This is a genomic window from Streptomyces sp. NPDC057616, assembly GCF_042800575.1.
Lineage (GTDB): Bacteria > Actinomycetota > Actinomycetes > Streptomycetales > Streptomycetaceae > Streptomyces.
On record NZ_JBHVGU010000053.1, the window covers coordinates 1 to 22393 of the forward strand.

At 70.8% G+C, this 22393-nt stretch carries 21 protein-coding genes; 11 read left to right on the forward strand and 10 right to left on the reverse strand.

The annotated features are described in order from the left end of the window. Positions 1-55: 55 nt before the first annotated feature. Positions 56-1552 (reverse strand): oligopeptide:H+ symporter, encoded by a 1497-nt coding sequence (locus tag ACFU97_RS41195; protein ID WP_384267091.1) that lies wholly within the window; start codon positions 1550-1552, stop codon positions 56-58. A gap of 296 nt (positions 1553-1848) precedes the next feature. On the opposite strand from ACFU97_RS41195, the gene ACFU97_RS41200 reads away from it, so the two are divergent. Together ACFU97_RS41200 and ACFU97_RS41205 are read left to right on the forward strand one after the other, a co-directional pair. Further along, positions 1849-2526 carry a response regulator transcription factor gene (locus ACFU97_RS41200; RefSeq protein ID WP_384267095.1) on the forward strand — a complete coding sequence of 226 codons (678 nt, stop codon included), beginning with the start codon at positions 1849-1851 and terminating at the stop codon, positions 2524-2526. Positions 2527-2561: 35 nt separating this feature from the next. Then, a complete protein-coding gene (locus ACFU97_RS41205; protein ID WP_384267098.1) occupies positions 2562-3836 on the forward strand; it encodes an ATP-binding protein in 1275 nt (424 codons plus the stop codon). Positions 3837-3852: 16 nt separating this feature from the next. Here the strand turns inward: ACFU97_RS41205 and ACFU97_RS41210 are convergent, their stop codons facing one another. Beyond that, a complete protein-coding gene (locus tag ACFU97_RS41210) occupies positions 3853-4395 on the reverse strand; it encodes a GtrA family protein (protein WP_384267100.1) in 543 nt (180 codons plus the stop codon). A 216-nt stretch (positions 4396-4611) separates the two neighbouring features. On the opposite strand from ACFU97_RS41210, the gene ACFU97_RS41215 reads away from it, so the two are divergent. The 4 genes from ACFU97_RS41215 (at position 4612) to ACFU97_RS41230 (ending at position 8699) form a co-directional block, all read left to right on the forward strand. Further along, positions 4612-5751 carry a 5-(carboxyamino)imidazole ribonucleotide synthase gene (locus tag ACFU97_RS41215; RefSeq protein ID WP_384267103.1) on the forward strand — a complete coding sequence of 380 codons (1140 nt, stop codon included), beginning with the start codon at positions 4612-4614 and terminating at the stop codon, positions 5749-5751. Next, complete coding sequence (gene purE / locus ACFU97_RS41220) at positions 5748-6275, forward strand: 5-(carboxyamino)imidazole ribonucleotide mutase (protein ID WP_384267105.1); 528 nt, start codon at positions 5748-5750, stop codon at positions 6273-6275. Before ACFU97_RS41215 ends, purE begins: the two co-directional genes overlap by 4 nt. A 5-nt stretch (positions 6276-6280) precedes the next feature. Then, positions 6281-7456, forward strand: a complete 1176-nt coding sequence (locus ACFU97_RS41225; RefSeq protein ID WP_384267107.1) for a dipeptidase — start codon at positions 6281-6283, stop codon at positions 7454-7456. A 133-nt stretch (positions 7457-7589) separates the two neighbouring features. Beyond that, entirely contained in the window at positions 7590-8699 is a 1110-nt protein-coding gene (locus tag ACFU97_RS41230; RefSeq protein ID WP_384267109.1) for a dipeptidase, read from the forward strand. A gap of 19 nt (positions 8700-8718) precedes the next feature. Here the strand turns inward: ACFU97_RS41230 and ACFU97_RS41235 are convergent, their stop codons facing one another. Further along, complete coding sequence (locus ACFU97_RS41235; protein WP_384267112.1) at positions 8719-9108, reverse strand: VOC family protein; 390 nt, start codon at positions 9106-9108, stop codon at positions 8719-8721. A gap of 14 nt (positions 9109-9122) precedes the next feature. Next, positions 9123-9482, reverse strand: a complete 360-nt coding sequence (locus ACFU97_RS41240; RefSeq protein WP_384267114.1) for a VOC family protein — start codon at positions 9480-9482, stop codon at positions 9123-9125. A 111-nt stretch (positions 9483-9593) separates the two neighbouring features. On the opposite strand from ACFU97_RS41240, the gene ACFU97_RS41245 reads away from it, so the two are divergent. Further along, positions 9594-10094: a CGNR zinc finger domain-containing protein gene (locus ACFU97_RS41245; protein ID WP_384267116.1), complete on the forward strand. Its 501-nt coding sequence runs from the start codon at positions 9594-9596 to the stop codon at positions 10092-10094. A 98-nt stretch (positions 10095-10192) separates the two neighbouring features. Here the strand turns inward: ACFU97_RS41245 and ACFU97_RS41250 are convergent, their stop codons facing one another. Continuing rightward, complete coding sequence (locus tag ACFU97_RS41250) at positions 10193-11536, reverse strand: UDP-glucose dehydrogenase family protein (RefSeq protein ID WP_384267119.1); 1344 nt, start codon at positions 11534-11536, stop codon at positions 10193-10195. Between the two features lie 202 nt (positions 11537-11738). Between ACFU97_RS41250 and ACFU97_RS41255 the strand changes: the two genes are divergently transcribed. Then, positions 11739-12896 (forward strand): acyl-CoA dehydrogenase, encoded by a 1158-nt coding sequence (locus ACFU97_RS41255; RefSeq protein WP_384267121.1) that lies wholly within the window; start codon positions 11739-11741, stop codon positions 12894-12896. Positions 12897-13087: 191 nt separating this feature from the next. Beyond that, positions 13088-13453 carry a four-helix bundle copper-binding protein gene (locus ACFU97_RS41260; protein ID WP_384267123.1) on the forward strand — a complete coding sequence of 122 codons (366 nt, stop codon included), beginning with the start codon at positions 13088-13090 and terminating at the stop codon, positions 13451-13453. Positions 13454-13486: 33 nt separating this feature from the next. Here ACFU97_RS41260 and ACFU97_RS41265 read toward each other — a convergent pair whose 3' ends face one another. Both ACFU97_RS41265 and ACFU97_RS41270 read right to left on the reverse strand, forming a co-directional pair. Continuing rightward, on the reverse strand, positions 13487-14122 hold the full coding sequence (locus tag ACFU97_RS41265; protein WP_384267126.1) for an HAD family hydrolase: 636 nt from the start codon (positions 14120-14122) through the stop codon (positions 13487-13489). Continuing rightward, positions 14115-15383, reverse strand: coding sequence for an LCP family protein (locus ACFU97_RS41270; protein ID WP_384267128.1), 1269 nt, complete (start codon positions 15381-15383; stop codon positions 14115-14117). The genes ACFU97_RS41265 and ACFU97_RS41270 overlap by 8 nt, the downstream gene beginning before the upstream one ends. Positions 15384-15502: 119 nt before the next feature. Here ACFU97_RS41270 and ACFU97_RS41275 point away from each other — a divergent pair, with 119 nt between their 5' ends. Further along, complete coding sequence (locus tag ACFU97_RS41275; protein WP_384267131.1) at positions 15503-16060, forward strand: acyl-CoA thioesterase; 558 nt, start codon at positions 15503-15505, stop codon at positions 16058-16060. Between the two features lie 111 nt (positions 16061-16171). On the opposite strand, the gene ACFU97_RS41280 is transcribed toward ACFU97_RS41275, so the two are convergent. Further along, positions 16172-17707: an LCP family protein gene (locus tag ACFU97_RS41280; protein WP_384267133.1), complete on the reverse strand. Its 1536-nt coding sequence runs from the start codon at positions 17705-17707 to the stop codon at positions 16172-16174. Between the two features lie 72 nt (positions 17708-17779). Between ACFU97_RS41280 and ACFU97_RS41285 the strand changes: the two genes are divergently transcribed. Next, on the forward strand, positions 17780-18808 hold the full coding sequence (locus ACFU97_RS41285; RefSeq protein WP_384267135.1) for a glycosyltransferase family 2 protein: 1029 nt from the start codon (positions 17780-17782) through the stop codon (positions 18806-18808). A gap of 39 nt (positions 18809-18847) precedes the next feature. Here the strand turns inward: ACFU97_RS41285 and ACFU97_RS41290 are convergent, their stop codons facing one another. Then, entirely contained in the window at positions 18848-20419 is a 1572-nt protein-coding gene (locus ACFU97_RS41290; protein ID WP_384267138.1) for an LCP family protein, read from the reverse strand. A gap of 240 nt (positions 20420-20659) precedes the next feature. Continuing rightward, on the reverse strand, positions 20660-22288 hold the full coding sequence (locus ACFU97_RS41295) for an LCP family protein (RefSeq protein ID WP_384267140.1): 1629 nt from the start codon (positions 22286-22288) through the stop codon (positions 20660-20662). Positions 22289-22393 lie beyond the last annotated feature (105 nt).

A 22393-nucleotide genomic window follows, 5' to 3' on the forward strand; every position in this document is an offset into this window, starting at 1 on the left:
CCACCCCACCCCCAGGTTTTGTGTGTCCCCCCCTCCTCCAGGACCACGTCAGTGGTCAGTGCACGTCGCCCATGAGCTCCTTGACCCGCTTGCGGTACATCCACACGGCCACACCGGCCAGCACCGCGAGCACGGCCTGCAGGGCCACGATGCCCGTCTTGTTGAGGTCGACGCCGGCGATGGAGAGCAGACCGGTCGTGGCGTCACCGGCGGTGACGGCCAGGAACCAGACACCCATCATCTGGGAGGCGTACTTCGCGGGCGCCATCTTCGTGGTGACCGACAGGCCGACCGGGGAGAGCATCAGCTCACCGACGGTCTGCACGAAGTAGATGCCGACCAGCCACATCGCGGCCGCCTTGTGACCGCCGTCGGCGATCGAGAGCGGGGCGAGGAAGAGGAAGAAGGACGCCCCGATCAGGGCCAGACCGCCGGCGAACTTCACGGCGGTGCTCGGCTCCTTGCCGCGGCGGGCCATCGCCAGCCACGCCCAGGCGAAGACCGGCGCGAACGCCATGATCATGACCGGGTTGACGGACTGGTACCAGGAGACCGGGAACTCCCAGCCGAAGACCGTGTTCTTCGCCGAGGACTCGGCGAACAGCGACACGGTCGAGCCGCCCTGGTCGTAGATCATCCAGAACACGGCGGCGGCCACGAAGAACCAGATGTACGCGGACATCTTCGACTGCTCGGGGCGCGTCAGTTCCTTGTCCCGCTTGATGCGGGCGATCACGACGACCGGGATGAGCAGGCCGGCGATGGTGATCGGGACCAGCAGCCAGTTCAGCGTGTAGACGCCGGAGACGCCGACGATGACGTAGAACACGGCCGCGACGCCCGCCCACAGGGCGGCCTTGGTCAGCGTGGCCTTCTTCTCGGCGGCCGACAGCGGCGTCGGGACGATGTCCGAGCGCGCGTCCAGGTGGCGGGTGCCGAGCAGGAACTGGGCCAGACCCAGCGCCATGCCGAGCGCGGCGAGCGCGAAGCCCAGGTGCCAGTTGACGTTCTCGCCGACCGTGCCGATCACCAGGGGAGCCGCGAAGGCGCCCAGGTTGATGCCGATGTAGAACAGCGTGAAGCCGCCGTCACGGCGCGGGTCCTCCGGGCCGTCGTAGAGGTGGCCGACCATCGTGGAGATGTTGGCCTTCAGCAGACCGGAACCGACGGCCACCAGGCCGAGGCCCGCGTAGAAGGTGCCGGAGTTCGGCAGGGCCAGGGTGAGGTGGCCGAGCATGATGATCGCCCCGGCGACCGCCACGGTCTTGCGGGGGCCGAGGACGCGGTCCGCGAACCAGCCGCCCGGGAGGGCGAGCAGGTACACGAGCGAGAGGTACACCGAGTAGATCGCTGTCGCGGCAGCCGCGTTGAGGTGCAGACCGCCCGGTGCCACCAGGTACAGCGGGAGCAGTGCCTTCATGCCGTAGTAGGAGAATCGCTCCCACATCTCGGTCATGAAGAGGGTGGCCAGACCGCGGGGGTGGCCGAAGAAGGTCTTCTCGGAGCCGGGGGTGCCCGGGCGTACCGAATCCTTCGTCAAGCTGGACGCCATGGTTGTTCCTTGCTGGTGGGGGTCTACCGCACACAAAAGAGACCTTCAGCGTCAAGTGCTCGCCAAAGGTCCCCGAAGTGCTACAGGCGTGGAATCACCATACGGCAGGACACTGCCTGATATGGAAGGACTTGAGACGCGGATCACAGGCGATCAAGGAACCGTACGCCCCTTTTCCAAGGTCTCTACCAGGATCGCACCACCAAGACACAGGTTCGCCCCCGCGCGGCCAAAGGTAAGAATCACCAGCGCCGATCACACCACAGCACCTGTCAAGAGCGGACTACCATCACCTCATGACCCGTGTACTGCTCGCCGAGGACGACGCGTCCATCTCGGAGCCGCTGGCCCGCGCCCTGCGCAGGGAAGGTTACGAGGTCGAGGTGCGCGAGGACGGACCCACCGCGCTCGACGCCGGAATGCAGGGCGGCGTCGACCTGGTCGTGCTGGACCTCGGGCTGCCCGGCATGGACGGCCTGGAGGTCGCCCGCCGGCTGCGTGCCGAGGGCCACACCGTGCCGATCCTCATCCTGACCGCGCGCGCCGACGAGGTGGACACCGTCGTCGGCCTCGACGCCGGTGCCGACGACTACGTCACCAAGCCCTTCCGGCTCGCCGAACTGCTGGCCCGCGTCCGGGCCCTGCTGCGGCGCGGCGCCGCCGAGCCGGCCCAGCCGCCCGCCACGCACGGCGTGCGCATCGACGTGGAGTCGCACCGGGCGTGGATGGGCGAGGAGGAACTCCAGCTCACCGCCAAGGAGTTCGACCTGCTGCGGGTTCTCGTGCGGGACGCGGGCCGGGTCGTCACCCGGGACCAGCTGATGCGCGAGGTGTGGGACACCACCTGGTGGTCGTCGACGAAGACGCTCGACATGCACATCTCCTGGCTGCGCAAGAAGCTGGGCGACGACGCGGCGAACCCCCGGTACATCGCCACCGTGCGTGGCGTGGGCTTCCGGTTCGAGAAGAGCTGAGCCCCCACCCGTAGGCCGACCCAGGTACAGAGGACATGCGCCGCCGCCTGATCCAGTCCACGCTCGCCGTGGTCCTCGTCGTGATCGCCGTGTTCGGCGTGTCCCTCGTCATCGTCGAGACACGGACGATCAGCAACAGCGCCCAGGAACGGGTCAGTTCCGAGGCGCAGCGGCTGGCCAGCATCGTGGACAGCCGCCTCATCGGGGCGGGGACCGTCAGCACGGACGTCCTGAAGAGCCAGGTCACCGGCGACCGCTACGCCGTCGTCGAGATCCCCGGGCAGGCGCCCATCGAGGTCGGCGACAAGCCACGGGGCGAGGTCATCCGCGGCCGGGCCACGGGCGAGGAGGGCGAGCGGGTCGTCGTCGAGGAGCCGCGCTCCACCGTGAGCCGCGAGGTGGGGCGCACCCTGCTGATCATCGCGCTGGTGGCGCTGCTCGCGGTGGTGGCCGCCGTCCTGCTGGCCATCCGCCAGGCCAACCGGCTCGCCTCCCCGCTCACCGACCTCGCCGAGACCGCGGAGCGCCTCGGCTCCGGCGACCCGCGCCCGCGGCACAAGCGCTACGGCGTCCCCGAGCTGGACCGGGTCGCCGACGTGCTGGACGGCTCCGCCGAGCGCATCGCCCGTATGCTCACCGCCGAGCGGCGCCTGGCCGCCGACGCCTCCCACCAGCTGCGCACACCGCTGACCGCGCTGTCGATGCGGCTGGAGGAGATCACCCTGACCGACGACCCGGACACGGTGAAGGAGGAGGCCAACGTCGCGCTCACCCAGGTGGAGCGGCTGACGGACGTGGTGGAGCGGCTGCTGACGAACTCCCGCGACCCGCGTACCGGCAACGCCGTCACCTTCGACCTCGACGAGGTCATCCAGCAGCAGCTCGCCGAGTGGCGCCCCGCGTACCGCAGCGCCGGCCGGGCGATCGTCAGCTCCGGCAAGCGGCACCTCCAGGCGGTCGGCACCCCGGGCGCCGTCGCCCAGGTGCTGGCGGCGCTGATCGAGAACTCCCTCATGCACGGCGGCGGCACGGTCGCGCTGCGCACCCGCGTCACCGGCAACCAGGCGGTCGTCGAGGTGACCGACGAGGGGCCCGGCGTCCCGGCCGACCTGGGCGCGCGGATCTTCGAGCGCACGATCAGCGGACGGAACTCGACGGGCATCGGCCTCGCCGTGGCGCGCGACCTCGCGGAGGCCGACGGCGGCCGCCTGGAGATGCTCCAGACCCAGCCCCCGGTGTTCGGCCTGTTCCTCTCCCGCACGCCCCCCTTGAAGCGCCCGACGACGGACACGGAGCCGACGGTCAGGTAGGACGCACCGGGCGGTCTCAGCTGACGCGCTGCTTCGGCTTCGGGCGGGTGATCTTGGCCTCGGGACCGGTGGCGGTGGCCGCCGCGGTGTCGGCCTCCTCCAGGAACGACTCCGCGTCCGCGACGGCCTCACGGGCCGGCAGGGCCCGGAAGACCCAGGTGCGGTAGGACCAGAAGCGGAACAGCGTGCCGAGCCCGATGCCGACGACCTTGAAGATGTTGCGCTGCAGCGAGCTGTCCCAGCCGAAGCCGTAGATCGCGGCGTACAGGACGCCGTTCTCGATGACCAGGCCGACCACGCTGAAGGCCAGGAACAGCGTGAGTTCCTTGGTCCGGGCGCTCTTGTCGCGGTCGCGGTAGGTGAAGTAGCGGAAGCCCAGGTAGTTGACGCAGATCGCGACGACCGTGGCGATCACGTTCGCGCGCACCGCCTGCAGGCTGGTCAGATGCCACAGCAGGTTGGAGACGCCGAAGTTCACGACCGTGCCGAGCGCACCCACCGCACCGAATTTGGCGATCTCATGTGCGAGCCTTCGCAGCCCTGAGGAACCCTGTCCCATGGTCCTGAAGGCCCCCGTCCGGTCGGTTCGTGGTCGTTTTCGTCAACCCAGCCATGCTAACCACCGCCCTTCATAAACTCCTGTGGATGCGCTCACAGGTCGGAAACAGGTTGGAAAGAAGGCGGGAAGAGGGGGAAACGTCCGGGAAGAGCCCGGTAAGAGCGTCAGAAAACGGCCGGAAACAGGTCGCGCCGACACGGCCGATACTCTAGGTGCGTGACGTTCCCGGTAGTCGGCATGGTCGGCGGAGGCCAGCTCGCTCGTATGACACACGAGGCAGGCATCCCGCTCGGCATCAGGTTCAAGCTCCTCAGTGACACCCCTCAGGATTCCGCGGCGCAGGTCGTCGGTGATGTCGTCGTCGGCGACTACCGCGATCTCGACACGCTGCGCGAGTTCGCGAAGGGCTGCGACGTGATCACCTTCGATCACGAACACGTACCCACCGAGCATCTGCGGGCCCTGGAGGCGGACGGCATCCCCGTGCGCCCCGGCCCGGACGCGCTCGTGCACGCCCAGGACAAGGGGGTGATGCGCGCGAAGCTCGACGCCCTGGGCATTCCCTGCCCGCGGCACCGGATCGTGAGCGACCCGGACGACGTCGCGGCGTTCGCGGCCGAGGGCGACGGCTTCCCCGTCGTGCTCAAGACGGTCCGCGGCGGCTACGACGGCAAGGGCGTGTGGGTCGTCGACTCCGCCGAGGAGGCCGCGGACCCCTTCCGCGCCGGCGTCCCGGTCCTCGCCGAGGAGAAGGTCGACTACGTCCGAGAGCTCGCGGCGAACGTCGTACGGTCCCCGCACGGCCAGGCCGTCGCCTACCCGGTCGTGGAGTCCCAGCAGGTCAACGGCGTCTGCGACACGGTCGTCGCGCCCGCCCCCGACCTGGCGGAGTCCCTCGCGCTCGCGGCCGAGGAGATGGCGCTGACCATCGCGAAGGAACTCGGCGTCGTCGGCCACCTCGCCGTCGAGCTGTTCCAGACCCGCGACGGCCGCATCCTCGTCAACGAGCTGGCGATGCGCCCCCACAATTCCGGCCACTGGAGCCAGGACGGCGCGATCACCTCCCAGTTCGCCAACCATGTCCGCGCCGTCCTCGACCTCCCGCTCGGCGACCCGCGGCCGCGCGCGAAGTGGACGGTCATGGTCAACGTCCTCGGCGGCGACTACCCGGACATGTACTCCGCGTACCTGCACTGCATGGCCCGCGATCCGCAGCTGAAGATCCACATGTACGGCAAGGACGTGAAGCCCGGCCGCAAGGTGGGCCACGTCAACACCTACGGCGAGGACCTGGACGACGTCCTCGAGCGCGCACGGCACGCCGCCGGCTACCTGAGAGGCACGATCACCGAATGAGCCCTGTTGTTGGCATCGTCATGGGGTCGGACTCCGACTGGCCCGTCATGGAGGCCGCCGCCCAGGCCCTCGACGAGTTCGAGATCGACTACGAGGTCGACGTCGTCTCCGCGCACCGCATGCCGCGGGAGATGATCTCCTACGGCGAGCAGGCCGCCGAGCGGGGCCTGAAGGTGATCATCGCGGGAGCGGGCGGCGCCGCCCACCTGCCGGGCATGCTCGCCTCCGTGACCCCGCTGCCGGTCATCGGCGTCCCCGTGCCGCTGAAGTACCTCGACGGCATGGACTCCCTGCTCTCCATCGTGCAGATGCCGGCCGGCGTGCCCGTCGCGACCGTCTCCGTCGCCGGCGCCCGCAACGCCGGCCTGCTCGCGGCCCGCATCCTCGCCGCGCACGACGAGGACCTGCTCGCCCGGATGCGCGAGTTCCAGCAGGAACTGAACGACCAGGCCACCGAGAAGGGCAAACGCCTGCGCACCAAGGTCGAGGGCGCGGGCGGCTTCGGCTTCGGTTCGGGGAAGTGACGCGGATGACCTCCCTGGAGGAAGCCCGCTCGCTGCTGCGCGAGTTTCCGGTCGTCGACGGGCACAACGATCTGCCCTGGGCGCTGCGCAAGGACGGGTACGACCTCGACGCCCGTGACATCGCCGTGGCGCAGAACGCGCATCTGCACACCGACATCCCGCGCCTGCGCGAGGGCGGTGTCGGTGCGCAGTACTGGTCGGTGTACGTCCGCTCCGACCTGCCGGACGCGGTGACCGCGACGCTCGAACAGATCGACTGCGTACGGCAGTTGCTGGCGCGCTACCCGGCGGACCTGGCGCCCGCGCTGACGGCCGCGGACATGGAGGCGGCGCGCGGGGAGGGCCGTATCGCCTCCCTCATGGGCGCGGAGGGCGGCCACTCCATCGACTGCTCGCTGGGCACACTGCGCGGTCTGTACGAGCTGGGCGTGCGCTACATGACGCTCACGCACAACGACAACAACCCCTGGGCGGACTCGGCGACCGACGAGCCGAACGTCGGCGGCCTGTCCGCGTTCGGCCGCGAGGTCGTGCGGGAGATGAACCGGCTCGGCATGCTCGTCGACCTCTCGCACGTGGCGGCGACGACGATGCGCGACGCGCTGGACGCCTCGACCGCGCCGGTGATCTTCTCCCACTCCTCGTCGAGGGCCGTCTGCGACCATCCCCGCAACATCCCGGACGACGTCCTGGAGCGCCTGCCCGGCAACGGCGGCGTGGCGATGGTGACCTTCGTGCCGAAGTTCGTGCTGCAGGCCGCCGTGGACTGGACGGCCGCGGCCGACGAGAACCTGCGCGCCCACGGCTTCCACCACCTGGACACCAGCGAGGAGGCGATGAAGCTCCACCGCGCCTTCGAGGAGCGCACCCCGCGCCCGGTCGCCACGGTGTCCACGGTCGCCGACCACCTGGACCACATGCGCGAGGTCGCCGGCGTCGACCACCTCGGCATCGGCGGCGACTACGACGGCACGGCGTTCACGCCCGACGGCCTGAACGACGTCTCCGGCTATCCGAACCTGATCGCGGAGCTGCTGGACCGCGGCTGGTCGAAGGCGGACCTGGCCAAGGTGACCTGGCAGAACTCGGTGCGGGTGCTGGGCGCGGCCGAGGACGTGGCCCGCGACCTGCGGGCGACCCGGGCGCCGTCGAACGCGACCATCGAGTCCCTGGACGGCTGAGCCACGGCGGGTACGGGGGCGGCCGTCCCGCCCCCGTACCCCCGAACGGCTCCGCTCATCAGGAAGCCCGGCGCGCTCCCGTGCGACGGTGGCCGTACCCCCTGCGGGACGAACACCACGTACGGAGCGCGCCATGGCAGATCTTCAGGACGAACTGCAGGGCACCAGCGGACTCGACGCACTGCCGGATCCCTTCGAGGACGACGACTCCCAGGTGTCCGTCTCCGAGGCGGATCCCGCCGATCTGGAGCGGGCCCGCGCCATCCTCGCCGCGCACCCCGTCGCCGACGGCTACAGCGGACTGCCGTGGGCGCTCAGGCGCCTGCCCTGGTACGACCTGGAGCTCGGCGAGAGCTCCGTCGACACGGACGTGCCGCGGCTGCGCCAGGGCCATGTCGGCGCGCTGTTCTGGTCGCTGCACCTGCCCGAGGGCATCGTCGGGGACCGGGCCGTCGGCGCGACGCTGGAGCAGCTGGACCTGGTGAACACCGTCGTACGGACCCATCCCGAGGGCCTGCGCCTGGTGCACACCGCGGGGCAGGCCACCGACGCCCGCCTGTGCGGCCGGATCGCCGTGCTGCACGGCCCGGCGGGGGCCGCCGCCCTCGGCGACTCCCTGGGCATCCTGCGCGCCCTGCACACGCTGGGCCTGCGCGTGCTCACCCTGTCCGGGGTGTCGTGGGCGGGCGAGACCGGCCTCACCCGGTTCGGTGAGGAGGTGGTGCGCGAGATGAACCGGCTCGGCGTCCTCGCCGACCTCTCCGGCGCCTCCGCGGACACCGTCATGCGCGTGCTGCGGGTCTCCCGGGCGCCGGTGCTGTTCACCCGCTCCGCCGCCCGCGCCCTGCGCCCCCACCCGGCCAACCTTCCCGACGACCTGCTCGCCGGGCTGGGCGCCGCCAAGGGCCTGTGCATGGTGCCGCTCACGCCGGAGCAGACGGGCCCCTCGGTCCGGGCGGTGGCCGACCACCTCGACCATGTGCGGGCGGTGGCGGGAGCGGAGTGCGTCGGCCTGTCCGGCACGTACGACGCCGGCACGACGCACCCGCAGGACCTCGGTGAGCCCTCGCGCTATCCGCACCTCATCGCCGAGCTGCTGCGCCGCGGCTGGCCGGAGTCCGACATCGCCCTGCTGACCTGGGGGAACGTCCAGCGGGTGCTGCGCAGTGCCGACTTCACCGCGCGTGCGGCGCAGCAGCGCCGGGAGCCGTCGACCGCGAAGATCGCGGACCTCGACGGCTGACCCGGCGTCGGCCGGCGGGTTACGGCTGCTCGATCCGGCAGAGGCAGAAGGGATGCCCGGCCGGGTCGGCGTAGACCATGAAGTCCTTCTTCTCGCGGTCCTCCAGGTCCAGCGGGCGGGCCCCCAGCGCCAGCACCTTCTCGTGCGCGGCGTCCATCTCCTCCCACGTCGACCCGGCATCGAAGTCGAGATGGAACTGCTGGGAGTTGCGGTCGGCGCGCGGCCACTCGGGGGGCGTGAGGCCCTCCGCGCGCTGGAAGGCGAGCCGGGGGCCGTCCGGGACGTGCAGCACGACCCAGTCGGGGTCGTCCTGCTCGGGCGTGCCGCCCACGACCGCCGCGTAGAACTCGGCGAGCGCGCGCGGGTCTGGGCAGTCGAGGACGACGGAGCGGAAACGAGCCACGGGCATGGGGTCCTCCGGGGTCAGCAGGCGCAGAGACAGAACGGGTGCCCGGCCGGGTCGGCGTACACACGCCAGGTGCGCGAGTGGTCGGCGGCGTCCAGCGGCCGCGCGCCGAGCGCCAGCACGCCCGCCTCGGCCGCGTCCAGGTCCTTCACGGTCAGGTCCAGATGGAACTGCTGCGAGCGGTCGGGCGCGGGCCAGCGCGGCGCCTCGAACCCGGGGGCGGCCTGGAAGGCCAGCGCCTGTCCGCCGGGCACCTTCAGGTCCACCCACTCTCCTTCGCCCTCCACGGTGCCGCCCAGCACCTCGGCGTAGAAGGCGGCCAGCGCGCCCGGGTCGGGACAGTCCAGTACGACGACGCCCAGCTCGGCGAGAGCCATGACTCCTCCTCGAGTCCTCGAAGTCGGGTTGCCTGGTCTCCGGTTACCCATAGAGGCGGGTAACCGGTAACGGTTACTGTATGCTCCCGCATTGGAGGTAACGTCGCAACCATGAATGAGAGATCGGCCGCCCCCGGGGGGCTGGCTCTGGTCGAGTCCCTGGTGAACACGGTGGACCTGGAGTCGGGCAGCGACGCCCTGGACACGGCCCAGGGGCGGGCGCCGTTCGGTCTCGGCGCGGGCGAGGTGGAGGAGGCCCGCGAGCTGCGCGAGTCACTGCGGGCGGCCCTGCTCGCACACGCCGGCCACCCGCCGCACCGCGCGGTGACCCCGCTGGGGGAGCTGCTGGCCCGGGCGCCCCTGGTGGTGACGGTCGACGAGCGGGACGGAACCGCCGCCCTGGCCCCCGCGGACCGCGGTCCCCTGCTCTCCCGCGTCGCGGCCGCGGTGGCGGGCGCGCTGGTCGAGGGCACCTGGGCCCGGCTGAAGGCGTGCGAGGCCGTCACCTGCCACTGGGCGTACTACGACCGCAGCCCGGCGGGCCGCGGCCGCTGGTGCTCGATGCAGGTGTGCGGGGCGCGCGCGAAGATGCGCCGCTACCGGGCGAAGTAGTTCCCCCGCAGGCTCACGGGCCGGTGGTGCAGAATGCAACGAGACGCCGGTTCGGCCGACTGAGCCTCGGCCGAACCGGTGTCGTCCTGCGCAGGGGGTCAGGCCGTGGGGCGGCCCATCGCGCGGTAGGTCCAGCCGGCCTTGCGCCACAGCTCCGGGTCGAGGGCGTTGCGCCCGTCCAGGATCACCCGGTCCGCCGCGACCGCGCCGAGCGCCGCCGGGTCCAGCTCGCGGAACTCCCGCCACTCGGTCAGATGCAGCACCACGTCGGCGCCGCGCACCGCCTCCACGGCGGAGTCGGCGTAGCCGAGCGTGGGGAAGACCCGGCGGGCGTTGTCCATGCCCTTGGGGTCGTAGACGGTCACCTGGCCGCCCTGGAGGTGGATCTGCCCGGCGACGTTCAGGGCGGGGGAGTCGCGTACGTCGTCGGAGTCGGGCTTGAAGGTGGCGCCGAGCACCGCGACCCGCTTGCCCAGGAAGGACCCGCCGCCCAGCGCCTCGCGCGCGAGCTCCACCATCTGCCCGCGCTGGCGCATGTTGATCGAGTCGATCTCGCGCAGGAAGGTCAGCGCCTGGTCGGCGCCGAGCTCACCGGCGCGCGCCATGAAGGCCCGGATGTCCTTGGGCAGGCAGCCGCCGCCGAAACCGATGCCGGCCCGCAGGAACTTCTTGCCGATCCGGTCGTCGTGGCCGATCGCCTCGGCGAGCTTGGCCACGTCGCCGCCGGAGGCCTCGCACATCTCCGCCATCGCGTTGATGAAGGAGATCTTGGTGGCGAGGAAGGAGTTCGCCGAGGTCTTCACCAGCTCCGCGGTCGGGAAGTCGGTGACGACGAACGGCGTCCCCTCGGACAGTGGCGTCGCGTACACCTCGCGCAGCAGCTTCTCCGCCCGCTCGCTGCGCACGCCGACCACGATCCGGTCCGGGTGCAGGGTGTCGTCGACGGCGAAGCCCTCGCGCAGGAACTCCGGGTTCCAGGCCAGCTCGGCGTCCTGCCCGGCCGGCGCGTGCTCGGCGAGGTAGCCGGCGAGCCGGTCCGCGGAGCCCACCGGCACGGTGGACTTGCCGACGACCAGGGCCGGGCCGGCCAGGTGCGGGGCGAGCGAGGCGATCGCGGCGTCGACGTAGGACATGTCGCAGGCGTACTCGCCGTGCTTCTGCGGGGTGTTCACGCAGACGAAGTGCACGTCGCCGAAGGCGCCGACCTCCGCCCAGTCCTGGGTGAAGCGCAGCCGCCCGCTGGAGCCCTCGAAGCCGGCGACGTGCTTGCGCAGCAGGTCCTCCAGGCCCGGCTCGAACATCGGCGCCTCGGCCCGCTCGAGCTTCTCGATCTTCTCCGGGACGATGTCCAGGGCGAGCACCTCGAAGCCCAGCTCGGCCATGGCCGCGGCGTGCGTGGCGCCGAGGTAGCCGGTGCCGATCACGGTGATCTTGAGGCTCATGGATGCTCCAGTAGGGGACGGCGTTCGCTGCGGTGCCCGAGCATATCCGGGGCGTGCCGCGGCCTTTCGGCGGGCACTTTTCCCGCTGTCGCCAAGCTCACGTATCACTCCCGTGAGCCGCCCCCTAAAATTTGAGTTACTTAACGGTAATTAGCGCCATCACCACCGTTCGTCATCAAGCGTCCTTGGAGCGTGAGAGACCTTGGCCGGATCGGCTGACTTCGACCTGTACCGCCCGTCCGAGGAGCACGACATGCTCCGCGACGCGATCCGTTCACTGGCCGAGGCGAAGATCGCGCCGTTCGCGGCCGCGGTGGACGAGGAGGCCCGCTTCCCGCAGGAGGCGCTCGACGCGCTCGTCGCCAACGACCTGCACGCCGTGCACGTGCCGGAGGAGTACGGCGGCGCGGGCGCCGACGCCCTCGCCACCGTGATCGTGATCGAGGAGGTGGCGCGCGTGTGCGTCTCCTCGTCCCTGATCCCGGCCGTGAACAAGCTGGGCTCGCTGCCGGTCATCCTCTCCGGCTCCGAGGACCTGAAGAAGCGCTACATGACCCCGCTCGCCAAGGGCGAGGGCATGTTCTCCTACTGCCTCTCCGAGCCGGACGCCGGCTCGGACGCGGCCGGCATGAAGACGAAGGCCGTACGCGACGGCGACCACTGGATCCTCAACGGCGTGAAGCGCTGGATCACCAACGCCGGCGTCAGCGACTACTACACGGTCATGGCGGTGACCGACCCCACCAAGCGCTCCAAGGGCATCTCCGCCTTCGTCGTGGAGAAGTCCGACGAGGGCGTCTCCTTCGGTGCCCCGGAGAAGAAGCTCGGCATCAAGGGCTCCCCGACCCGCGAGGTCTACTTCGACAACGTCCGCATCCCGGCCGACCGCATGATCGGCGAGGAGGGCACGGGCTTCGCCACGGCGATGAAGACGCTGGACCACACCCGCATCACCATCGCCGCCCAGGCCCTCGGCGTCGCCCAGGGCGCCCTCGACTACGCCAAGGGCTACGTCCAGGAGCGCAAGCAGTTCGGCAAGCCGATCGCCGACTTCCAGGGCATCCAGTTCATGCTCGCCGACATGGCCATGAAGATCTCGGCCGCCCGCGCCCTGACCTACCAGGCCGCGGCCGCCTCCGAGCGCGGCGACAAGGACCTCACCTTCCAGGGCGCGGCCGCCAAGTGCTTCGCCTCGGACGTGGCCATGGAGGTCACCACCGACGCCGTCCAGCTCCTCGGCGGCTACGGCTACACCCGTGACTACCCGGTCGAGCGCATGATGCGCGACGCCAAGATCACGCAGATCTACGAGGGCACCAACCAGGTCCAGCGCATCGTCATGGCGCGCAACCTGCCGTAACCCGCGTTCCGGAGCCGGCCGGCTCCGGCGACGGCTCGGCCCCCGGAGGGATTCCGGGGGCTTTTGTCGCTTCGGTGACGGCCAATTCGTAGCGGATTGTTCGGGTCCGCCCGATGGCGCCCGGTCTCGGGCGGGCGTAGGACGGAAGGGCACGGGACCCGCCCCGGGCCCCCTTCCTCCCTGGAGGAGTCATGACCCAGACCGGACCCATGAGCGCCATGAGCAAGGAGATGCAGGACTGCGTCGAGGCCTGCATGACGTGCCACAGCATGTGCGAGGAGACCATGAGCTCCTGCATGCAGAGCATGGGCGGTCAGGCCCAGATGCAGATCATGCGCGCGCTCATCGACTGCTCCGAGACGACCCGCATGTGCGCGGACATGATGATGCGCCGCTCGCCGATGTCCTCCGAGATGTGCGCGCTGTGCGCCAAGGCGTGCGACATGTGCGCCGAGGCGTGTATGTCCATGCCGGACGACCCGCAGATGATGCGCTGCGCCGAGGCGTGTCGCCGCTGCGCCGAGATGTGCCGTGCGATGGCGGGCGCCACGATGTGAGCCTCACCGGACCGCGCGTCCGCGGACCGGCGCTCAGGCGAAGAGCGGTTCCAGCGCCCGTTCCAGGTCGGCCGGTTCGCGGAAGTGCACGGCCCGCATGCCGAGGGCGGCGGCCGCCGCGACGTTCTCCTCGCCGTCGTCGACGAACAGACAGCGCTCGGGGGGCGTGCCCGCCAGCTCCGCGGCCAGGCGGTAGATGCGTGGGTCCGGCTTGGCGAGACCCACGCGGGCGCTGTTGACGACATGGTCGGCGAGGTCGTTCAGCCCCATGGAGTCGAGGTCGGACTCCAGCTCCAGGGCCGCGTTGGAGACGAGGACCAGCGGCACCCGGACACGGGCGCGGCGCAGCAGTGCCACGACCTCCTCGTCCGCGTGGAACGGCGACTCGATCAGGGCGAGTGCCAGTTCGTACGCCACCTGCGACTCCGCCACGAGCCCGCCGAGGCCCTCCGCGATGGCCTCGGCCCACTCCTGCGAGGTGATCTCGCCCAGCAGCAGCGGCTCCACCGTCTCCCGCGCGAACGCCACCTTCTGCGTGGTGCCCTCGGCGATCCCCGCGACGCGCTCCAGCGCCTGCAGGCGGGAGGAGTCGAAGGACCGGATCACGTTGTCCACATCGCACAGAACCGCCCCGAAGGGCGGTCTGCTGCCGTTGCTGCCGTCACTCACTCGAGACCGTGACCTTCTGGTCGTTGTTCAGTTCGTTCACCAGCGTCTTGACCTTCACCTTGTCCCAGACGAGGTTGCCGCCGGTGGACCCGGAGATCGGCATGTTCATCGACGTGCCGTCACCGCCACTGACGCCCTTCATGGCCCAGAACATCGAGGCCAGGTCCCACAGGCTCATGTCCTTGTCGACGGTGAGGGAGTCCAGGCCCGCGCCCATCGTCGGGTAGAACTTGAACGGGTTCAGCACCGTCGAGGGCGTCGCCACCTGGTGCGCCAGCGCGGAGAGGAACTTCTGCTGGTTCTTGGTGCGCTGCAGGTCGGAGGCGGCGAAGGCGTGCCGGGTGCGGACGAAGGCCAGGGCCTGGTCGCCGTTGAGGGTCTGCTTGCCGGCCTTGAAGTCGGCGCCCGAGTACTTGTCCTTGAAGCCCTTGTCGATGTCGATGGTCACGCCGCCGACCGCGTCCACGATGTTGGCGAAGCCGGCGAAGCCGATCTCGACGTAGTGGTCGATGTGCAGGCCCATGTTGTACTCGACCGTGCGGACCAGCAGCGTCGGCCCGTCCTCGGCGTACGCGGCGTTCAGCTTCGTCTGCCGGCCCGTGTTCGGGTAGGTCTTGCCCGAGGTCGATCCCTTGTACGAGGGGATCGTCACATTCGAGTCGCGGGGCAGCGAGATCAGGGTGTCGCCGTTGTCGCCGACGTGCAGGATCATCATCGAGTCGGTCCGCTTGCCCTCCGCGGAACCGGTGTGCAGCTGCTTCTTCTGCTCGCTGGACAGCCCGGCGCGGCTGTCGGAGCCGACGATCAGGTAGTTGGTGCCGTCGCCGGACGACGGACGGTCGATGACCTTGGACAGGTCGACGTCGCGGTGCAGCTTGGAGTCGGCCCAGAAGTACGTGGCGACCGACGTCACGACCAGCACCGTCACCAGGGTGATCGCGGTCCACTTGATACGGCGCCGCCAGTTCGGCCGCGGCCGGTAGCCGCCCTGGTCGCCGGGGCCGCCCGGACCGCCGCCGTAGACGTGGCCGGTGTTGTAGCCGCTGTCGTAGTCGTCGTGTCCGTCGCCGTCGACGTACGTCGGCTGCTGGGGGACGCGCCCGCCGTAGGGCGGTGCGGAGGGGCCGGGGCCCCCGTACGCGCCCGAGGCGGGCCGGCGGACCTGCCGCATCGCCCGCGCACCGTCAGGCTGTGCGCTCGCGCTGCCGCGTCCGTACCGGTTGCGGTTGTCGTCGGACCATGCCTCGGGCCAATCGTTCATGGGCCCCAGTGTGCAGGGAGCGGCCTGGTCCTTTACAAGGGTCGTAGGAAAATCAGGGCACGGCTGTTGCGAACCCAACACAAAGTCCGCAGGTGTCGCCTCGGCATAAGGTGGAGGCCATGACAGACCAGGCCCCCGCCGTGGAAGCGGACACTCCGGAGATCCCGGGCAAGCCCACTTCGGCGTCCCGGACCACGCTCAGCCACATCATGACCCACAACGACACGAACCTTCTGGGCACGGTGCACGGCGGCGTGATCATGAAGCTGGTCGACGACGCGGCGGGCGCGGTGGCCGGCCGGCACAGCGGCGGACCCGCGGTCACCGCCTCCATGGACGAGATGGCGTTCCTGGAGCCGGTCCGGGTGGGGGACCTCGTCCATGTGAAGGCCCAGGTCAACTGGACCGGCCGCACCTCCATGGAGGTCGGCGTGCGGGTCCTGGCGGAGCGCTGGAACGAGTCCACCCCGCCCACCCAGGTCGGCTCCGCCTATCTCGTCTTCGCCGCCGTGGACGCCGACGGCAAGCCGCGCCCGGTGCCGCCGGTCTGCCCGGAGACGGAGAAGGACCGGCGCCGCTACCAGGAGGCCCAGATCCGCCGCACCCACCGGCTGGCGAGACGGCGCGCGATCATGGAACTCAGGGAGAAGCGGGCGGCCGAGGGCCTGGACGACTGAGCGCTCCGCTGCCCGGGCCGGACGAGGTCCGTCGGTCGTCCGCGGTGCCGTCGTGGCCGGTCGCGCGGTTCCGCGCGCCCCTTCAGGGCACTGCCGTCCCGCTCGGCGGCATCACGAGCACGACACCTGGTCTCCCGTCATCACCCCGGCCGACCCGGGGGACGCGGCCTCCGCGTGCACCTGCCGTACCTGCTTGAAGTCGGCGCCGGCGATCACCTTCAGCGTCGGGCCGAGCCCCTTCACCGGCTTGAGCTCGCTGCCGGGCAGCGCGGCGGCCAGCGACTTCGCCGAGCGGTCCCAGCCGGGGTCGTAGGCGACGACCGTCCGCCGCAGGGTGCGGTCGTCCGCGTTCACCGGTGCCCGGGTCGTGCGGAAGCCGGTCGCCGCCAGCGCCGCGTCGACGCGCCCGCCGAGCCCCTCGGTGGCCGTGCCGTTCTCGACCTGGACCCGGATCTGCTGCGGGGCCACCTCGACCGCCACGGTCGTGGGCTGCGCGGACGCCACCGCCAGCGGCTTGTCGTCGCGCACGGACGTGAAGAGGCGGTCGGCCTTGGCGGTGTCCCACTTGAGCGTCTCGCCGATGCCCTTCACGACGAACTTCATCTGCCCGATGGGCACGGTCGTGAACTCGGAGGAGGAGGGGGAGAAGTTGCGCATCGCGCGCCCGAGGTCGAGCAGCTCGTCCGTGCCGAAGCCCTTGTCCGCGCGCACCGACCCCAGCACCGCCCGCGTCACGTCCCGGAACTTCATCGGGTTCAGCAGGATGCCGGAGGAGGTGGCCCGGTCGACCAGCGCCGCCAGGAAGCGCTGCTGGCGCTTCATCCGGCCGAGGTCGGAGGCCCCGTCGACATGGCGGGCGCGGACGTACTGCAGGGCCTGGCCGCCCGTGAGCCTGTGCGTTCCGGCGGGCAGGTCGAGTCCGGTGTAGGAGTCCTTCAGGGGGGTGGCCGTGCAGATCTGCACCCCGCCGAGCACGTCCACGGTCCGCATGAAGCTGGTGAAGTCGACCTCCAGGTAGTGGTCGATCTTCACGTGTGTCATGTCCTCGACGGTCTGGACGGTGAGGTTCGGGCCGCCCTCCGCGTACGCCGCGTTGATCTTGATGGGGTGGGCGGGGATCCGCCTGCCCGTCTGCGCGTCGACGCGGGCGGGCGTCATGGCGTACGAGTCGCGCGGCAGGCTCACCACGCTCGCCCGCTCCCGGTCCTCCGAGATGTGCACGATCATGATCGTGTCCGTGCAGTGGCAGGGGGCTCCGCCCAGGTGGTACCGGCGCCGCTCCTCGGCGCTGATCCGGTCGCGGCCGTCGGTCCCGACCAGCAGGACGTTCATGCCGTGGCCGGCCCGCGGGCGGTTCTTCATGTCCTTGAACGGGTCGACGCGCGCGATGTCCGCGTCGAGGCTGGTGACGACCGCGTGCCCGATCCCGGCCGAGGCGAGGACCACCACGGACAGGGTCGTCGCCGCCCGCATGGCCCAGCGCGGCTTCTTCCGCCGTACGGGGGGCCGGGGCCCGCGCTGCTGCGGCGTGCGGGGCGGCTGGGTGCCGCGCTGCGGGCGGGCGGGCGCGGCGGACCGAGGCTGCGTGGGCAAGGGGGACACCTCCGGCGTCGGCCGTACGTGGGATCGTGAGCACCGTAGGCCCATACGATCTGTGGCCCGGGCCACCGCCCCGGCGGGGCGCAAAGGTGTCCCCCATTCGCGGTAACGTAACGGGCGATGAACGCCAACCCCGACGTGCAGCTCCCCGCCGTGTCTGTGATCATGCCCGTCCTCAACGAGGAGCGGCATCTGCGCGGAGCAGTCCAAGCGATCCTCGCGCAGGAGTACGCCGGCGAGATGGAGGTCGTGATCGCCCTCGGTCCGTCCACGGACCGTACGGACGAGATCGCCGCCGAGCTCGTCCGCGACGACCCGCGCGTCCACACCGTCCCGAACCCGACCGGGCGCACCCCGGCCGCCCTGAACGCCGCGATCAAGGCCTCCCGGCACCCGATCGTCGTCCGCGTCGACGGCCACGGCATGCTCTCCCCGAACTACATCGAGACCGCCGTACGGCTCCTGGAGGAGACCGGCGCGCAGAACGTCGGCGGCATCATGCACGCCGAGGGCGAGAACGACTGGGAGCACGCCGTCGCCGCCGCCATGACCTCGAAGATCGGGGTCGGCAACGCCGTCTTCCACACGGGCGGAGCCGCCTGCGAGGCCGAGACCGTCTACCTCGGGGTGTTCCGGCGCGAGGCGCTGGAGCAGCAGGGCGGCTACAACGAGGAGTTCATCCGCGCCCAGGACTGGGAGCTGAACTTCCGCATACGCGAGGCGGGCGGCCTGATCTGGTTCTCGCCGGAGCTGAAGGTCTCCTACCGGCCGCGGCCGAGCGTGAAGGCACTGGCCAAGCAGTACAAGGACTACGGCCGCTGGCGGCACGTCGTCGCCCGCTACCACGAGGGCTCCATCAACCTGCGCTACCTCGCGCCGCCGACGGCGGTCTGCGCGATCGCGGCCGGTCTCGTGGTCGGCGCGGCGCTGACCCCGTGGGGCTTCGTGATCCCCGGCGGCTACCTCGCGGCGATCGTGCTCGGCTCCCTCCCGGCGGGCAAGGGCCTGCCGCTGAAGGCGCGCCTGCAGATCCCGCTGGCGCTCGCCACCATGCACATGTCCTGGGGCTGGGGCTTTTTGACCAGCCCCAAGTCCCTGGCGAAGAAGGTCATCGCCTCCCGCCGCCCCGCGGTGCTCGCCTCCAGCTGAGCACCGGGGGAGGTGGGCCGACTCCCCTGCCGACCCGGGCTACCAGGTGTAGCCCGGGTTGACGTGCATGCACTGCTTCTCGTCCGAGCCGTTGATGGCCTGCGCGGAGTCGGGCGTCCTGTCGTCGTCCTTCGCGGCCTTGTACGCCGAACCGGAGCGCCAGTCGGCGCCGACGACGAGCGTCACCCCGTCGACGTCCGTGGACTTCTCCACCGCCGACTCCGGGACGCCGAGCGCCTTCGCCACCCGCTGCGCGTCGCCCTCCAGGTCGGCGCTCGGATAGCGGATCACCGTCTTCTCCTCGCCGGGGACCGCCGAGGAGTCGGCCCGCGCCTCGGTGAACCCCTTGCCGGCGAGCAGCTCGGCCACCGTGTGCGCCCGCCCGGTCTCCGCGGCCCGCGTGCTGGACCGGGTGCCGTTCTGCACCTGTACGGCGATCCGGTCGTCCGCGGCGGCCGGGTCCGTCGACTGCGCGGAGGCGCCGGACTTCTTCTTGTCCTTGCCGTCCAGCGCGATGTCCTCGCGCACCAGCCGGAACAGCTTGTCCGCGTCGCCCGGCTTGGGCACCACGCGGCCGCTGCTGGTGGAGGAGTACTGCCAGGGCATCGTCGTCATGGTGATGCGCTGGGTGGGGACCTTCTTGAGCTCCCTGCTCAGGTCGTACAGCTTCGCCACGCTGCCCAGGCCGTCGTCCACGGTCAGCGCGCTGGTGGCCGTCTCGGCGAGCCGGCGGAGCTTGTTCGGACTGCCGAGCGTGGCGTTCTCGCGCAGCTGGCGGACCATCGCGTTCATGTACTGGTGCTGGGCCTTGGCCCGGGCGATGTCCGTGTTGTCCTCGAAGCCGTACCGCGTGCGCAGCCACTGAAGGGCCTGCACGCCCTTGACGTACGTGGTGCCCTTCTTCAGCTTCAGGCCCGAGCCGTGGCCGTCGGAGGACTTGGAGTGGATGTTGGCGTCGACGCAGACCGGTACGCCGCCGATGGCGTCCGCCATGGACACCACGCCCGCGAAGTCGATCATCATGAAGTGGTCGATGTGGATGTCCGTCAGCTTCTCCCACGTCGCCACCGTGCAGCCGGGGCCGCCGCGGCCGAGGGAGTCGTTGGTGATCGTCGAGGTGAGCGCCCCGTAGACCTTGCCGGTGTCCGGATCGGTGCACTTGGGGATGTCGACCAGGGTGTCGCGGGGCATGCTCACCACCGACATGTTGGTGCGGTCCGCCGAGAGGTGCAGCAGCATCTGGACGTCGGCGCGCGGCGCGGTGTTGAAGGTGTCCTTCGCGCCGCCGAGCTTCTGGTTCTCCGCGGAGTCGCGGGCGTCGGAGCCGATCAGCAGGATGTTCAGCGGGGTCTGCCCGGCCGCGTTGGCCTTCGGCTGCTGCGCCCTGTCCTTCGCGTCGCCGAGGTTGAGGTCGGACTTCCTCAGGTTGTCGTTGAGGTGCTGGTAGTAGAGATAGCCGGCCCCCGCCGTGCCGAGTATCACCACCGCCAGTACCGACGCCGACCAGCGCAGGACGCGGCGTCTGCGGCGTCTGCGGTCGCCGTCCGGACGGCCCTTCCCGCGCCCGGCCCCCTCGTCCGGCTGCTCCTCGCCCCGCGGCCTGAGGGACATCGTGTCCCCGGCCGCGGGCCCCTCTTCGCGCACACCGCTCCGCGCCACCCTGCTGCCCTCCCACCCCTGTGCCCGCACCACGGCGGGCTGTTGAACCTCCCGGTCACCCGTCCCCCCGGACGGGGCGAGCGAGAGGGCGCGCCGCCCCTGCGTCGTCCGTGCGACATCCGAACGCGAGCGCGCCTCATCATTGTGCAGGCAGATAGGAGAAAGCTGTGGCCCGGCGGGGCAGTTCGCCCGCTACCAGCGGTAGGGGGCGTACACGTCCATGCACTGAGTGCTGTCCGAGCCGTTGATCGAGTCGGCGCTGCTCGGCAGGCCGTCGTCCTTGGGCGTGGACTTCGGGTACGAGGTGCCGGTGCGCCAGTCGGCTCCGACGACGAGCGTGACACCGGAGACGTCCGTCGACTTCCGCACCGAACTCAGCGGAATCCCGAGCGACTTGGCGACGCGCTGGGCGTCGCCCTCCAGATCGGCGCTCGGGTAGCGGACGACGGTCCGGTCCTCGGAGAGCCCCGCCGTGGTGTCCTTGGCGGCCCGCGCGAACCCCTTCTGCACGAGCTCCTGGGCGACCGCGCCCGCGCGTCCGGGGGCCGGGGCGAGCGTGGTGGAGCCGGTGGCGTTCTGCACCAGGACGCCGATCCGGTCGTCCGGCGCCGAAGGGGCCTTCGTCGCCTCCTGCTTCGGCTTCGCCTTCTTCCCGCCCTTGTTGTCGAAGGGCACGTCGTCGCGGAGCATCTGCCACACCTTCGCGGCGCCGGCGGCGTCCGGCAGCAGGTGGTTGGCGTCCCTGGGGTCCTCGACGTTCGGCATCGTCAGCGAGGTGATGCGGTCCGTGGGCACCGACTTGAGCTGCATGCCCAGGTCGTAGAGCTTCTTCACGGTGCCGATCTCCTCGGAGACCTTCAGGGACTTGGTGGCCGCCTCGGCGAGGTCGGTCAGCCGGCCGGTGTCGGTGAAGACGTTCTGCTTCTTCAGCGTGCGCAGCATCGAGTTGAGGTACATGTGCTGCGCGCGGGCCCGCATCGGGTCGCTGCCCCAGGCGTGCCGGGTGCGCAGCCACTGCAGCGCCTGCTTGCCCTTGATCTTCTTGGTGCCGGCCGTCATCTTCAGACCGGAGCCGCCGGGCACGGCCGCCGTCGGGTGGTCCCACACGTTCTGCCGTACGCAGACGTCGACGCCTCCGATGGCGTCGGCCATCCGCACCACACCCGCGAAGTCGATCGTCATCCAGTGGTCGATGTAGACCCCGGTGAGGTTCTCCCAGGTGGCCAGGGTGCAGCCGGCTCCGCCGCGCGCCAGCGAGGTGTTGATGATGTCGTTGGTCGCCGGGTAGGTCCGGCCGGTGTCCGGGTCGGTGCACTTGGGGATGTCGACCCGGGTGTCGCGCGGGATGCTGACCATCGCGGCGCTCTTGCGGTCCGCGGAGAGGTGGATGAGCATCTGCACGTCGCCGAGCGGCGGGTTGTTGCGGTTGTCCTTGCTGCCGCCCAGCTTCACGTTCTCGTCCGAGTCCCGGCTGTCCGAACCGATGAGCAGGATGTTCAGCGGCGTCTGCCCGGCCGCGTTGGGCTCGGCCCTGCGGGCCTTGGAGTCCCCGCTGCTGCGCTCGCCCTTCTGGATGTTGGCGTTCAGGTGGCGGTAGTACAGGTATCCGGCGCCGGCCGTGCCGAGTATCAGTACCGCGAGCGTCGTCGCGGACCATCTGAGCACCCGGTGCTTGCGCCGCGGTCCCCGCCCCCGCCGGTGCCCGCCGTTGTCCGCGCCGGCCGTTCCGTCGCCGTCCCCGGCCCGCGCCGCCCCCCGGCCGCCGAGATCGCGCCGCACGTCCGGTCGAGGCGCTTCTCTGCGCACATCGCTCCGCGTCATCCCCCGTCCTCCCCACCCTTGCGCCGACAAATGGGCCTGCCATGCGCCCTGTTAGACGCACGACAGGCCCGTTAGGTCACTTGGCGGCCCGAACCTTGTCCGCTC

Bases quoted from the DNA above. Each gene is read 5' to 3' on its own strand.
- ACFU97_RS41195 (WP_384267091.1), bottom strand. From the start codon at position 1,552: ATGGCGTCCAGCTTGACGAAGGATTCGGTACGCCCGGGCACCCCCGGC.
- ACFU97_RS41200 (WP_384267095.1), top strand. From the start codon at position 1,849: ATGACCCGTGTACTGCTCGCCGAGGACGACGCGTCCATCTCGGAGCCG.
- ACFU97_RS41205 (WP_384267098.1), top strand. From the start codon at position 2,562: ATGCGCCGCCGCCTGATCCAGTCCACGCTCGCCGTGGTCCTCGTCGTG.
- ACFU97_RS41210 (WP_384267100.1), bottom strand. From the start codon at position 4,395: ATGGGACAGGGTTCCTCAGGGCTGCGAAGGCTCGCACATGAGATCGCC.
- purE (WP_384267105.1), top strand. From the start codon at position 5,748: ATGAGCCCTGTTGTTGGCATCGTCATGGGGTCGGACTCCGACTGGCCC.
- ACFU97_RS41225 (WP_384267107.1), top strand. From the start codon at position 6,281: ATGACCTCCCTGGAGGAAGCCCGCTCGCTGCTGCGCGAGTTTCCGGTC.
- ACFU97_RS41230 (WP_384267109.1), top strand. From the start codon at position 7,590: ATGGCAGATCTTCAGGACGAACTGCAGGGCACCAGCGGACTCGACGCA.
- ACFU97_RS41235 (WP_384267112.1), bottom strand. From the start codon at position 9,108: ATGCCCGTGGCTCGTTTCCGCTCCGTCGTCCTCGACTGCCCAGACCCG.
- ACFU97_RS41240 (WP_384267114.1), bottom strand. From the start codon at position 9,482: ATGGCTCTCGCCGAGCTGGGCGTCGTCGTACTGGACTGTCCCGACCCG.
- ACFU97_RS41245 (WP_384267116.1), top strand. From the start codon at position 9,594: ATGAATGAGAGATCGGCCGCCCCCGGGGGGCTGGCTCTGGTCGAGTCC.
- ACFU97_RS41250 (WP_384267119.1), bottom strand. From the start codon at position 11,536: ATGAGCCTCAAGATCACCGTGATCGGCACCGGCTACCTCGGCGCCACG.
- ACFU97_RS41260 (WP_384267123.1), top strand. From the start codon at position 13,088: ATGACCCAGACCGGACCCATGAGCGCCATGAGCAAGGAGATGCAGGAC.
- ACFU97_RS41270 (WP_384267128.1), bottom strand. From the start codon at position 15,383: ATGAACGATTGGCCCGAGGCATGGTCCGACGACAACCGCAACCGGTAC.
- ACFU97_RS41275 (WP_384267131.1), top strand. From the start codon at position 15,503: ATGACAGACCAGGCCCCCGCCGTGGAAGCGGACACTCCGGAGATCCCG.
- ACFU97_RS41280 (WP_384267133.1), bottom strand. From the start codon at position 17,707: ATGGGCCTACGGTGCTCACGATCCCACGTACGGCCGACGCCGGAGGTG.
- ACFU97_RS41285 (WP_384267135.1), top strand. From the start codon at position 17,780: ATGAACGCCAACCCCGACGTGCAGCTCCCCGCCGTGTCTGTGATCATG.
- ACFU97_RS41290 (WP_384267138.1), bottom strand. From the start codon at position 20,419: ATGTCCCTCAGGCCGCGGGGCGAGGAGCAGCCGGACGAGGGGGCCGGG.
- ACFU97_RS41295 (WP_384267140.1), bottom strand. From the start codon at position 22,288: ATGACGCGGAGCGATGTGCGCAGAGAAGCGCCTCGACCGGACGTGCGG.